This is a genomic window from Pseudomonas saudiphocaensis, from assembly GCF_000756775.1.
In the GTDB taxonomy this organism is placed as follows: Bacteria; Pseudomonadota; Gammaproteobacteria; order Pseudomonadales; family Pseudomonadaceae; genus Stutzerimonas; species Stutzerimonas saudiphocaensis.
Genome location: NZ_CCSF01000001.1, coordinates 2,879,771 through 2,892,901, shown reverse-complemented (window position 1 = coordinate 2,892,901; position 13,131 = coordinate 2,879,771). Strand labels below are relative to the sequence as shown.

At 63.1% G+C, this 13,131-nt stretch carries 8 protein-coding genes; 7 read left to right on the top strand and 1 reads right to left on the bottom strand.

Going from position 1 to position 13,131, the window contains the following annotated elements:
* Window positions 1-44 precede the first annotated feature (44 nt).
* Entirely contained in the window at window positions 45-2,387 is a 2,343-nt protein-coding gene (locus BN1079_RS13390; RefSeq protein ID WP_037025195.1) for a putative bifunctional diguanylate cyclase/phosphodiesterase, read from the bottom strand.
* A 235-nt stretch (window positions 2,388-2,622) separates the two neighbouring features.
* Between BN1079_RS13390 and uvrD the strand changes: the two genes are divergently transcribed.
* From uvrD to fdhE, 7 genes are all read left to right on the top strand, one after another.
* Window positions 2,623-4,812 (top strand): DNA helicase II, encoded by a 2,190-nt coding sequence (gene uvrD / locus BN1079_RS13385; protein ID WP_037025193.1) that lies wholly within the window; start codon window positions 2,623-2,625, stop codon window positions 4,810-4,812.
* A 68-nt stretch (window positions 4,813-4,880) separates the two neighbouring features.
* A complete protein-coding gene (locus BN1079_RS13380) occupies window positions 4,881-5,978 on the top strand; it encodes a TRAP transporter substrate-binding protein (RefSeq protein ID WP_037025190.1) in 1,098 nt (365 codons plus the stop codon).
* A 113-nt stretch (window positions 5,979-6,091) separates the two neighbouring features.
* Window positions 6,092-6,940: a Tim44 domain-containing protein gene (locus tag BN1079_RS13375; RefSeq protein ID WP_037025187.1), complete on the top strand. Its 849-nt coding sequence runs from the start codon at window positions 6,092-6,094 to the stop codon at window positions 6,938-6,940.
* 335 nt (window positions 6,941-7,275) lie between these two features.
* Window positions 7,276-10,356, top strand: coding sequence for a formate dehydrogenase-N subunit alpha (gene fdnG, locus BN1079_RS13365; protein ID WP_139053061.1), 3,081 nt, complete (start codon window positions 7,276-7,278; stop codon window positions 10,354-10,356).
* The gene (gene fdxH, locus BN1079_RS13360; protein WP_037025181.1) at window positions 10,356-11,279 is read left to right on the top strand and encodes a formate dehydrogenase subunit beta; all 924 of its coding nucleotides are present in this window, start codon (window positions 10,356-10,358) and stop codon (window positions 11,277-11,279) included. The genes fdnG and fdxH overlap by 1 nt, the downstream gene beginning before the upstream one ends.
* Before the next feature lie 45 nt (window positions 11,280-11,324).
* Complete coding sequence (locus BN1079_RS13355; protein ID WP_037025179.1) at window positions 11,325-11,954, top strand: formate dehydrogenase subunit gamma; 630 nt, start codon at window positions 11,325-11,327, stop codon at window positions 11,952-11,954.
* 204 nt (window positions 11,955-12,158) lie between these two features.
* Window positions 12,159-13,082, top strand: coding sequence for a formate dehydrogenase accessory protein FdhE (fdhE, locus tag BN1079_RS13350; RefSeq protein WP_037025176.1), 924 nt, complete (start codon window positions 12,159-12,161; stop codon window positions 13,080-13,082).
* Window positions 13,083-13,131: the final 49 nt, after the last annotated feature.

Genomic DNA, 13,131 nt, shown 5'->3' with positions numbered 1-13,131 from the left:
CTCTTTACTAGGCCACCCGGTGGATCGATAAAGCGCGCCCCACCCTACGACGCAGCCAGCAACTCGGCAAACTGTGCGGCCGGCACCGGGCGACTGATCAGGTAACCCTGCAACTCGTCGCAGCACTGCTCCTTGAGGAAGTCCAGCTGCCCCTGGGTCTCGACGCCCTCAGCCACCACTTGCAGCTCAAGGCTATGCACCATGGCGATGATGGCGCGGACAATCGCGGCATCGTCGCCGAAGTGCTCCAGTTCGGAAATGAAGGAGCGGTCGATCTTGACGAAATCCACCGGAAAACGCTTGAGGTAGCTAAGTGAGGAGTAGCCGGTGCCGAAGTCGTCGATGGCCAGCTTCACTCCCAGCGCCCGCAGCTGCTGGCTGATGCTGATGGAGTTGTCGATATCGTCCAGCAGCTGGCTCTCGGTCAGTTCCAGCTCCAGCAGATGCGCCGGCAGCCCGGTTTCCTCCAGCACCTGACGAACCAGGGTGACGAAATTGCCCTGGCGCAACTGCTTTGCCGAGAGGTTCACCGACACCCGTATCGTCGTCCCGTCCAGCTGCCACTGGCGTGCCTGGCGGCAGGCCTGACGCAGGACGAACTCGCCAAGCGGAATGATCAGCCCGGTCTCTTCGGCCAGCGCAATAAAGTAGCCCGGCGCCAACAATCCCTGCTGCGGATGATTCCAGCGCACCAGCGCCTCGGCCGCCTCGAGCCGGTCCGCAGTCAGGCTCAGTCTCGGCTGATAGAACAGCTCCAACTGGCCTTCCTCGATGGCCCGACGCAGCTGGTTTTCCAGCTTGAGATTCTCCAGGCTGGGAACCTGCAGACGCTCGGTAAAGAACTGTAGGGTATTGCCGCCCAGGTGCTTGGCATGCCGCATGGCCATATTGGCCTGCAGCAGCAGGGTGGTGGAATCGCGCGCGTTGTCGGGCATCAGGCTGACGCCGATGGAGGCGCCAAGGACCAGCTCCTGGCCATCGACAATGATCGGCTTGCCGATACGCGACAGCAGGCGACTACCACTGTGGGCCAGGTTCGAGAGACTGCCATAGGCTTCGAGGACCACCACGAACTCGTCACCAGAAAGCCGCGCAATGGTGTTGGCATTGGAAAAGGTATGGGTCAGGCGCCGGGCGATTTCGCACAGCAACTGGTCAGCCGCCTCATGGCCCAAGCTTTCGTTGAGGATCTTGAAGCGGTCGAGGTCGATATAAAACACCGCCAGACCATGGCTGCTGTGGCGCACACGCTCGCAGGCACCTTGCAGACGCTCCTTGAGCAGGTTGCGGTTGCCCAGCCCGGTCAGCTCGTCGAAGCGCGTGAGGTAGCGCATGCGCTCCTCCACCTGACGCCGGGCGCTGAGGTCGGAGAGAAAGGCCACCACATGGGCTATCTCGCCATCGGCATCACGCACCACCTGCAGCTGCACCCACTGCGGATAGACCTCACCGCTCTTGCGGGTCTTGATCAGCTCACCCTGCCAACAACCCTCGCGCAGCAGCACGGTGCGCATCGCTTGGTACTGCTGGCGGCTGCTCTCGCTGCTGGCCAGCTGCTCCAACTGATAGCCGACCAATTCTTCACGGCCATAGCCGGACAGGGCGCAGCAGGCATCATTTACAGCCAGCAGGCGGAAGTCAGCGTCCATGATGACCATGCCTTCGCCCGCCGCCTCGAACAGGGTCGGCGCCACCTGCAGCAAGACGTCGTCGCAAGACTCGGCCTGAGCTTCGGTGGCCGGCTCGGGCGCTTCGTCGGCCAGCTCGCCCTGCCCGATCAGGAGGCGCTGAAGCTGCCAGGCAACCAGACATAGTGTCAGCAGAATGATCAGCGAAAACGCCCCCCACCCCTGCTGCGAGGCGTGGGCGCTGGTGAGCAGCGCCGTGCCTGTCGGTAACAGGCTGGGCAGAAGAAGGGCCAGGAAGTCTCGCCAGGAAACTGCACTGGCAATGCCGCCAACGATGACGACTGAGCCAAGTACCCCATACAGCAGGGCTTGCTCGACGAACCCTTCGGCGGGGATCAACGCGACCAGGCCGTAACTTAGCGTCAGCCCCGTCACGGCATTGCCGAGCAGGAAGGAGTATCGCCACCAGGGTCGCTGCTGCTGGCTCACGTCAGCGTGGATAAAGGCAATCGCCTGCTGCAAGCGCACCGCCACCAGCAGCAGCGTCCAGCCAAACCACAGCCCCAGCGTGGTCACCTGCCCCCAGAGCAGTCCAACGCAGAACAGGCCGGCCAGCCCCAGAAACACCAGCCAGGCGCACGAGCCCTGATAGAGGAGTCGCGTCCGCGTGGCCTGCAGGGCAATGTCCGAAAAGCTATAAACGGTGCGGTCCTCCCTTGCCGACGATGCCGATAAGCTTGCTTGAGCGGGATCAATCATCAGTTGTTCAGTAATAGTTGTTGTAAAAACCTGAATCCGGCCGGTGATGGCAGCGGCGGATAATGGCACGTTGGCAGCCCAAGGCAATAGCCCTACTCAGACCAATGAATGAGCCGACCGTCCGTCGACAGTCCAAACACAGCGAAGCAGGACAATTCGCAGGCAGCCGGCAAGGTTGAAAAACGCAGCCGTTCAGACACAGGTAGTTTTCCAACAGCCTGCTAGAATGGCGGCCATGTCTGAAGATCTCTCCCTCCTCCTGAACTCCCTTAACGATGCCCAGCGCCAGGCCGTAGCCGCGCCGCTGGGACGTCAACTGGTCCTCGCCGGTGCCGGCTCGGGCAAGACCCGCGTGCTGGTGCACCGCATTGCCTGGCTCAACCAGGTCGAACGTGCCTCGCTGCATTCGATCCTGTCGGTGACTTTCACCAACAAGGCCGCCGCGGAGATGCGCCAGCGCATCGAGCAGCTGCTGCAGGTCAATCCGCAGGGCATGTGGGTCGGCACCTTCCACGGCCTGGCGCACCGGCTGCTGCGTGCCCACTGGCAGGAAGCGAAGCTGGACCAGAACTTCCAGATCCTCGATTCCGACGACCAGCAGCGGCTGGTCAAGCGGGTGATCCGTGAGCTGGGCCTCGACGAGCAGCGCTGGCCGGCGCGACAGGCACAGTGGTGGATCAACGCGCAAAAGGATGAAGGTCTGCGCCCGCACAACATCCAGGCGGGCGGCGACCTGTTTCTCGCCACCCAGCTGAAGATCTACGAAGCCTACGAGCAGGCCTGTGCCCGCGCCGGGGTGATCGACTTCTCCGAGCTGCTGCTGCGCGCGCTGGATCTGTGGCGCAACCATCCGGGCCTGCTGGAGCACTATCAGCGACGCTTCCGCCACGTGCTGGTGGATGAATTCCAGGACACCAACGCCGTGCAGTACGCCTGGCTGCGCCTGCTGGCCAAGGGCGGCGAGAGCCTGATGGTGGTGGGCGACGACGACCAGTCAATTTACGGCTGGCGCGGCGCGCGGATCGAGAACCTGCAGCAGTTCAGCCAGGACTTCCCGGATGCCGAGACCATTCGTCTGGAGCAGAACTACCGCTCCACCGCCTGCATCCTCAAGGCCGCCAACGCGCTGATCGCCAACAACCAGGGCCGTCTCGGCAAGGAGCTCTGGACCTCCGGCTGCGAGGGCGAGCCGATTAGCCTCTACGCCGCCTTCAACGAGCACGACGAAGCGCGCTATGTGGTCGAGAGCATCGAGAAGGCCATCCGCGAAGGCATGAGCCGCAGTGAAATGGCCATCCTCTACCGCTCCAACGCCCAGTCGCGGGTGCTGGAGGAGGCCCTGCTGCGCGAGAAGATCCCCTACCGCATATACGGCGGACAGCGCTTCTTCGAGCGCGCCGAGATCAAGAACGCCATGGCCTACCTGCGCCTGATCCAGACCCGTCACAACGACGCGGCGCTGGAGCGGGTGATCAACCTGCCGGCCCGCGGCATTGGTGAAAAGACCGTCGAGGCGCTGCGCCAGCTGGCGCGCCAGGAGGAAATCTCACTCTGGGCGGCACTGCACCAGGCAGTCGGCACCAAGGTCGTCTCCGGACGTGCAGCCAGCGCGCTGAACGCCTTCGTCGAGCTGATCGATACCCTGGCGCTCAAGGTCGAAGGCATGCAGCTGCACAACATGGCGCAGCTGGTGATCGAACAGTCCGGGCTGCTCGCCTACCACCGTGACGAGAAAGGCGAAAAGGCCCAGGCACGGGTGGAAAACCTCGAAGAACTGGTCTCCGCCGCCCGCGCCTTCGACAACTTCAGCGACGAGCAGGAAGACGAGCAGACGCCGCTGGCGGCTTTCCTCGACCACGCCTCGCTGGAAGCCGGCGAACAGCAGGCCGGTGACCATGAAGACAGCGTGCAGCTGATGACGCTGCACAGCGCCAAGGGCCTGGAATTTCCGCTGGTGTTTTTGGTGGGCATGGAAGAAGGCCTGTTCCCGCACAAGATGAGCCTGGAGGAAGCCGGCCGCCTGGAAGAAGAGCGCCGCCTGGCCTACGTCGGTATCACTCGCGCGATGCAGCAGCTGGTGGTCACCTATGCCGAAACCCGCCGGCTTTACGGCAGCGAGACCTATAACAAGATCTCGCGCTTCGTCCGGGAAATCCCGCCGGCGCTGATTCAGGAAGTGCGCCTGAGCAACACGGTCAGCCGCTCGTTCAACAGCCGCGGCATGAGCGGCTCCTCGCTGTTCGACGGCGCCAACGTGCCGGATACGCCCTTCAATCTTGGGCAGCGCGTAAGCCACGCGCTGTTCGGCGAAGGCACCATCCTCAACTTCGAAGGTTCCGGCGCCCAGGCACGGGTGCAGGTGAATTTCGAGGACGAAGGCAGCAAGTGGCTGATGCTCAGTTACGCCAAGCTCGAAGTGTTGTAGGACCCAAGGCGGGTGCGCCCGCCTCATCTTCCAAACCAAGAACAAACGTCCAGGAAACCCAGAACCCCATGAAACGCCGCTATCTGCTCGCTGCCACCGCGCTGCTCGCCTCCCTCGGCCTTGCCGGCTGCAATGACGACAAACCCGAGACCACCAGCCAGCAGGCAGCCAGCGAACCGGCCAAGACCTACAACTGGAAAATGGTCACCGCCTGGCCGAAGAACTACCCGGGCCTTGGCACCTCCGCCGAACGCCTGGCCGAGCGCGTCACCACCATGAGCGGCGGTAGGCTGACCATCAAGGTCTATGCCGCCGGCGAACTGGTACCGGCCCTGGAAGTCTTCGATTCGGTTTCGCGCGGCACCGCCGAGCTGGGTCATGGCGCCGCCTATTACTGGAAGGGCAAGGTGCCCACCGCGCAGTTCTTCACCTCGGTGCCCTTCGGCCTGTCCGCCATCGAAATGAACGCCTGGCTGAGCAAGGGCGAGGGGCAGAAGTTCTGGGAGGAAGCCTACGCACCGCACGGCGTCAAACCCATGGTAGTGGGCAACAGCGGCATGCAGATGGGCGGCTGGTACAACAAGGAAATCAACAGCCTGGAGGACCTCAAGGGCCTGAAGATCCGCATGCCGGGCCTGGGTGGCGAAGTGCTAAGCCGGCTCGGTGCCACCAGCGTCAACCTGCCCGGCGGAGAAGTCTTCACCGCGCTGCAGACCGGCGCGATTGATGCCACCGACTGGGTCAGCCCTTACAACGACCTGGCTTTCGGCCTGCACAAGGCGGCGCGCTATTACTACTATCCCGGCTGGCAGGAACCCCAGGCGGTGCTGGAGCTGCTGGTCAACCAGAAGGCGTTCGACACCCTGCCGGAAGACCTGCAGGCGATCCTCACCGAGGCGACCCGCGCTGCCAGCCGCGACATGCTCGACGACTACACCTGGAACAACGCCCTGGCACTGGATCAGCTCAAGCAGCAGGGTGTGGAACTCAAGCGCTTCCCCGACGAAGTGCTGGCTGCCATGCGTGAGCAGTCCGAGCAGGTACTGGGCCAACTGGCCGAGCAGAGCGAACTCAACGGCCGCATCTGGGCCTCGATGAAGGCGTTCCAGGCCCAGGTCGAGCCGATGCACGAGATCTCCGAGAAGGAGCTCTACAACTGGCGCTGATCAGGGGACTACTGCCGTTTCGATAAGCAAAAGCCTGAAACATTTACCACTGGCGTTGTGTCGCACCCCTGTGCAACATGACGCGCGTACCTTCACCCACATGGGAACACTTAATGAAATCTGCGCTTAGCCTCTTCATGGCGCTGTGCCTCAGCCTGACTTTCGCGCTCGACGCCCATGCCAAGCGATTCGGCGGCGGCAAGAGTTTCGGCTCGGCGCCCAGCCACCAGACTCGCCAGGCAGCACCTCAGCAACGTAACGATGCCGCCCAGCAGCAAGCCGGTCGTCAGCAGCCTGCCGCCGCCAGCGGCGCTTCCCGCTGGCTCGGCCCGCTGGCCGGCCTGGCCGCTGGTGGTCTGCTGGCTTCGATGTTCATGGGCGATGGCTTCGAGGGCATCCAGTTCATGGATATCCTGATCTTCGGCCTGATCGCCTTCGTCGTTTTCCGCCTCCTGGCCGCACGCCGACGTCAGCAGCAGCCGGCCATGGCGGGTCATGGACCTGCGCCGATGCAGCGTGAAATGCCGCAGCAGCCGTCGATCTTCGGTGGCAGCGCCGCGCCAGTGGCCGCCGCGCCGGTAATCAATGCACCCGCCTGGTTCAACGAGCAGAGCTTTGTTGGCGCGGCACGCGAGCACTTCATGTCGCTGCAGCAGCACTGGGATGCCAACGAGATGGACAAGATCGCCGAGTTCGTCACCCCGCAACTGCTTGAATTCCTCAAGCGCGAGCGTGCCGAGATCGGTGATGCCTACCAGGCGACCTACATCGACGACCTGCAGATCCAGCTCGACGGCGTTGACGATAACGCCGAGAAGACCACCGCCACCCTGACTTTCAGCGGTGTGTCGAAGACCTCGCGCTTCGACCAGGGCGAAGTCTTTAGCGAAAGCTGGCGCATGGAGCGTCTGCAAGGCGAGAACCAGCCTTGGCTGGTGGCCGGTATCCGCCAGAACGCCTGATTCCTGCCGCTTTGTGCAAAATAGCCCGGACTTTAGTTCCGGGCTTTTTCGTAATGAGTAACAACCTAACCGGAAGGATTAATCCTTTCTCAGCCCAGCCCGTATACAATGTCCATCAAGCGAAGCGCCAAAAGCGCTTGCAGGCCGCTAAAAAACTACCGCGTTGGCAAGACGGCGTTCAAAGCAGCTTCAAGCGCATCAGCATACTGACTGCGCATCTATAGCTGTTTGACTCGCTGCCCGAACAGCTCTTGGCTGTGATTCCCCGACGCCGCATTGTCCTCGCCTAGCTTTTTAACGGCCTGTTCGTCTTAGCCTGATAATAGGAAGAAACGATGGACATGAACCGTCGCCAGTTCTTCAAGGTCTGCGGAGTGGGCCTTGGAGCGACCAGCATGGCGGCCTTGGGTATGGCGCCCGAGACCTCCTATGCCGAGTCGATACGGCATTTCAAACTGACCAACACCAAAGAAACCCGCAACACCTGCCCCTATTGCTCGGTAGGTTGCGGGCTGATCCTTTATAGCCGCGGAACCGGCGGCAAGAACGTCGATCAGCAGATCATCCACGTCGAGGGCGACTCGGATCATCCGGTCAACCGCGGCAGCCTGTGCCCCAAGGGCGCCGGCCTGCTGGACTTCATCAAGAGCCCCAACCGCCTGCAGCATCCGATGGTGCGCAAGCCCGGCGCCAGCGAGTGGACCCGCATTTCCTGGGACGAGGCGCTGGATCGCATCGCCCGCCTGATGAAAGAGGACCGCGACGCCAATTTCGTGCAGCAGAACGCCCTGGGCCAGACGGTCAACCGCTGGACCTCCGTGGGCTTCCTCGCTGCCTCGGCCGCGTCCAATGAAACCGGCTACCTGACCCACAAGGTGGTCCGCAACCTCGGCATCGTAGGATTCGACAACCAAGCACGTGTCTGACACGGCCCGACGGTGGCAAGTCTTGCCCCGACGTACGGCCGTGGCGCCATGACCAACACCTGGACGGATATCGGCAACGCCGACCTGGTCCTGGTAATGGGTGGCAACGCTGCTGAAGCACACCCCTGCGGTTTCCGCTGGGTGACCGAAGCCAAGTCCGAGAACAAGGCCCGGCTGATCGTGGTCGATCCACGCTTCACCCGTACTGCCTCGGTGGCCGACTATTACGCGCCCATTCGTACCGGCACCGATATCGCGTTCCTCGGTGGTTTGATCAACTACCTGATCGAGAACGACAAGATCCAGCACGAGTACGTGCGCAACTACACCGACGTGTCGTTTATCGTCAGCGAAGGCTACAGCTTCGAGGATGGCCTGTTCAGCGGCTACGACGCCGAGAAGCGTACCTACAGCGACAAATCCGGCTGGACCTACGAGCTGGACGAGGACGGCTACGCCAAGGTCGACCCCACCCTGCAGCATCCGCGCTGCGTGTTCCAGCTGATGAAGCAGCACTACAGCCGCTATACGCCGGAGCTGGCCAGCCAGATCTGCGGTACCCCGGTTGATCGCATGCTGAAGATCTGGGAAGAGATCGCCACCTGCTCGACTCCGGGCAAGACCATGACGATCCTCTACGCCCTGGGCTGGACCCAGCACTCGATCGGCGCACAGATCATCCGCACCGCGGCCATGGTCCAGCTGCTGCTGGGCAACGTCGGCATGCCGGGTGGTGGCGTCAACGCACTGCGTGGCCACTCCAACATCCAGGGTCTGACCGACCTCGGCCTGCTCTCCAACCTGCTGCCGGGCTACCTGACCCTGGGGCTGGATGCCGAGCAGGACTACGACACCTATATCGCCAAGCGCGCACCCAAGCCGCTGCGTCCGGGGCAGATGTCCTACTGGCAGAACTACGGCAAGTTCCACGTCAGCCTGATGAAGGCGTGGTATGGCCCGGCAGCACAGGCCGAGAACAACTGGTGCTTCGACTACCTGCCCAAGCTGGAATACGGCGGTGCCGGTTACGACGTGCTGCGCATGTTCGACATGATGTCGCGCGATGAAGTGACCGGCTATTTCTGCCAGGGCTTCAACCCGCTGGCGGCACTGCCGGACAAGAATCGCGTGGTCAAGGCGCTGGCCCGACTCAAGTGGCTGGTGGTGATGGACCCGCTGCAGACCGAAACCTCCGAGTTCTGGCGTAACGCCGGCGTTTACAACGACGTCGACACCGCGAGCATCCAGACCGAGGTGTTCAGCCTGCCGACCACCTGCTTCGCCGAGGAAGACGGTTCGCTGGTCAACAGTACCCGCTGGCTGCAGTGGCACTGGAAGGCTGCCGACGGCCCCGGAGAGTCGCGCCCCGACATCTGGATCATGTCCGGCCTGCATACCCGTCTGCGCGAGCTGTATCGCACCGAAGGCGGCGTCTTCCCCGACCCGATCCTCAACCTGCACTGGCCCTACAAGGTGGCCCACGAGCCCTCGGCCGAGGAGTTGGCCAAGGAGTTCAACGGTTACGCGGTCAGCGAAGTCACCGATGCCAACGGCAACCTGGTGGCTCGCCCCGGCCAGCAGCTGGCGGCCTTCAGCCAGCTGAAGGATGACGGCAGTACCGCTTCGGGCTGCTGGATCTTCTGCGGTTCCTGGACCGAGCAGGGCAACATGATGGCGCGGCGCGACAATAGCGACCCGTACCACATGAAGCAGCACCAGAACTGGGCCTTTTCCTGGCCGGCGAACCGCCGCATTCTCTACAACCGCGCCTCCGCCGACCCCCAGGGCAAGCCCTGGTCGGAACGCAAGAAGCTGGTCTGGTGGAATGCCGAGTCCAAGGGCTGGATCGGTACCGACGTGCCGGACTACAACGCCAGCCTCGACCCAGAAGCGGGGATGAACCCGTTCATCATGAACCCCGAAGGTGTGGCGCGCTTCTTTGCGGTGGACAAGATGGCCGAAGGCCCCTTCCCCGAGCATTACGAGCCGTTCGAAACGCCCATCGGCGTCAACCCGCTGCACCCGAAAAGCCGCAAGGTGGTCAGCAGCCCGGCCGCCCGTGTGTTCGATTCGGTGTGGGAAACACTCGGCACCGCCGAAGAGTTCCCCTATGCCGGTACCACCTACCGCCTGACCGAGCATTTCCACTTCTGGACCAAGCACTGCAAGCTGAACGCCATCGCTCAGCCCGAGCAGTTCGTCGAGATCGGTGAAGTGCTGGCCAAGGAAAAAGGCATCGTCGCCGGCGACCGTGTGCGGGTCAGCTCCAAGCGCGGCTTCCTGGAAGCGGTGGCGGTCGTCACCAAGCGCATCCGGCCGTTGCAGGTCAACGGGCAGGTGGTGCACCAGATCGGCATTCCGCTGCACTGGGGCTTCACCGGCGTGACCAAGCCCGGGTACATCGCCAACACCATGGTGCCCTTCATCGGCGACGGCAACACCCAAACGCCTGAGTCGAAGTCGTTCCTGGTCAACGTGGAGAAGGTGTAATGGCTACTCAAGACATCATTGCGCGCTCCGCAACCACCACGCCCGCCCCCTCGATCCGTCAGGTCGAGGAGGTGGCCAAGCTGATCGACGTGTCCAAGTGCATCGGCTGCAAGGCCTGCCAAGTCGCCTGCTCGGAATGGAACGAGCTGCGTGACGAGGTTGGCAGCAACCACGGCACCTACGACAACCCGATCGACCTGACCGCCGAAAGCTGGACGGTGATGCGCTTCACCGAGCACGAAAAGGCCGACGGTGATCTGGAATGGCTGATCCGCAAGGACGGCTGCATGCATTGCGCCGAGCCGGGCTGCCTCACGGCATGCCCGAGCCCTGGCGCCATCGTGAAGTACGCCAACGGCATCGTCGACTTCAACCAGGACAAGTGCATCGGCTGCGGCTATTGCGTCACCGGTTGCCCGTTCAACGTGCCGCGCATCTCCGAGAAGGACAAGAAGGCCTACAAGTGCACCCTGTGCAGCGACCGCGTAGCGGTGGGCATGGAGCCGGCCTGCGTGAAGACTTGCCCGACCAGCGCCATCGTGTTCGGCAGCAAGGACGACATGCAGCGCCACGCCGAGGAACGCATCGAGGACCTGAAGTCGCGCGGCTATGAGAACGCCGGTCTCTACGACCCCGATGGTGTCGGCGGCACCCACGTAATGTACGTGCTGCACCACGCCGACAAGCCTTCGCTGTACTCGGGCCTGCCTGACCAGCCGGCCATCAGCCCGATGGTCAGCCTGTGGAAAGGCATCACCAAACCCCTGGCCCTGCTGGCCATGGGTGCGGCGGTACTGGGCGGCTTCTTCCACTACATGCGGGTTGGCCCGCAACGCGTCGAAGAAGAGGACGAGCAGCCGGCCAAGCCGGTGGTTCATCAACAGGATCCGGCGGTGAAAACCTTCGATCCCAAGCAGCCCTGAGGCATACCGGCCCCGTTCGCGCGGGGCCGGTCGAGGACCATCGACATGAAGAAAGATGAAATCCAGCGTTACAACGCCAACGAGCGCAGCAACCATTGGGCCGTGGCGATCCTGTTCATCCTGGCGGGTCTGTCCGGCCTGGCGCTGTTCCATCCGGCGCTGTTCTGGCTGAGCAACCTGTTCGGCGGCGGCCCTTGGACGCGCATCCTGCACCCGTTCCTGGGCGTGGCGATGTTCGTGTTGTTCCTTGGCCTGGTATTCCGCTTCTGGAGCGCCAACTACTTCTCCGGTAACGATCGGCTGTGGCTGAAGAATATCGGCAAGGTGATGCGCAATCAGGAAGACGGCGTACCGCCCATCGGCAAGTACAACCCCGGTCAGAAGCTGCTGTTCTGGGCGCTGCTGGCGAGCATGTTGGTGCTGATGGTGTCCGGTATCGTCATCTGGCGTGAGTACTTCAGCCACCTGTTCGGTATCGACGTCATCCGCCTGGCTGCTCTAGCGCACGCCTTCGCCGCCTTCGTGCTGGTGACGGCAATCATCGTCCACGTCTACGCGGCGATCTGGATCAAGGGCTCCTTCGGCGCCATGGTATCCGGCAAGGTTAGCCACCGTTGGGCGCGCAAGCACCACGAGCTCTGGTACCGTGAGGTCACCGACCGCAAGCAGGACTGATTGAGCCTATTGCAGCCACAATTCGAGCGCGACTAAGAACCTTCAGGCGCTAGCGAGCTAGAGTCCTACAAGGCAAAAGCAGGCGAGCCAGCGGAGTTTGCTGTAGCAAATGAGCATGGCGAGCCTGCTTTTAACACCGTAGGCCGAGGCACAGCAGCTCTTGAGCAGGTTCTGGTCGCGCTCTTTCATTCAGGAGGCCAATACATGGCTGACAGACTTATGGAGCCGGAGCAGATCAGCGCTTCGGCCATCACCCCGCCCTACAGCGATCTGCCTCCCGCTCGCCTGTTCGCCCTGCGCGCCGAGCGCCTGGAAGCACTGGCAGACAAACATCCCATGGGCGACTACCTGCGCCTGATGGCAGACCTGTGCAAGGTGCAGCAGCAGCTGCTGGACCAACCGCCGGCCTCGCTGCTGCCGACGCCGGAGCGCCTGGCCCAGGCCAGCACTCACAAGATGCCGCCACTGGCCATCGACAGTCTGGTACGAGAGGACGGCTGGCAGCCCTTCCTCGATGCGCTGCTGGACCGGGTCGAGGCGCCCAACGAAGCCGTTCGCAAGGCGCTGGAGAGCCTGCGCCAGGCCGATGTCGAGCAGCGCCGCGGCTGGGCCGTGAGCCTGCTGGACGGCGACTACTCGGCACTCGACGCCGCCGTGGTGCCGTTTCTCGGCGCCGCCCTGCAGGCCGCCTGGAGCCAGGCTCTGCTGGCCCTGCCGGAAGGCAGCGTGAGCGACATCGGCAGCGGCGCCCATTGCCCGTGCTGCGGCTCGCCGGCCATGACCGGGGTGATTCGCCATCGCGGCAAGCAGCAAGGTCTGCGCTACCTGGTCTGTTCGCTGTGCGCCTGCGAATGGCATTTTGTGCGGGTCAAGTGCGTGCATTGCGACTCCAGCAAGGACCTGCACTACGCCAGCCTGGAGAGCGACCGCCACGCCCCGGACAAGGCGCCGATCCGCGCCGAGTGCTGCCCGGGCTGCAACAGCTACTTCAAGCTGCTCTACTTGGAGTCCGACCCGGACGCCGAAGGTCTTTCCGCCGATCTCGCCAGCCTCGCGCTGGACCTGCGCATGGATCAGGAAGGCTACCACCGCCAGGCGCCCAACCTGCTGCTGGCACCGGGCGGCTGAAACAAATGTAGGGTGGATAACGCGAAGCTTATCCACCGTTTTTCGGAGA

Bases quoted from the DNA above. Each gene is read 5' to 3' on its own strand.
- BN1079_RS13390 (WP_037025195.1), bottom strand. From the start codon at position 2,387: ATGATTGATCCCGCTCAAGCAAGCTTATCGGCATCGTCGGCAAGGGAG.
- uvrD (WP_037025193.1), top strand. From the start codon at position 2,623: ATGTCTGAAGATCTCTCCCTCCTCCTGAACTCCCTTAACGATGCCCAG.
- BN1079_RS13380 (WP_037025190.1), top strand. From the start codon at position 4,881: ATGAAACGCCGCTATCTGCTCGCTGCCACCGCGCTGCTCGCCTCCCTC.
- fdhE (WP_037025176.1), top strand. From the start codon at position 12,159: ATGGCTGACAGACTTATGGAGCCGGAGCAGATCAGCGCTTCGGCCATC.
- BN1079_RS13375 (WP_037025187.1), top strand. From the start codon at position 6,092: ATGAAATCTGCGCTTAGCCTCTTCATGGCGCTGTGCCTCAGCCTGACT.
- fdxH (WP_037025181.1), top strand. From the start codon at position 10,356: ATGGCTACTCAAGACATCATTGCGCGCTCCGCAACCACCACGCCCGCC.
- BN1079_RS13355 (WP_037025179.1), top strand. From the start codon at position 11,325: ATGAAGAAAGATGAAATCCAGCGTTACAACGCCAACGAGCGCAGCAAC.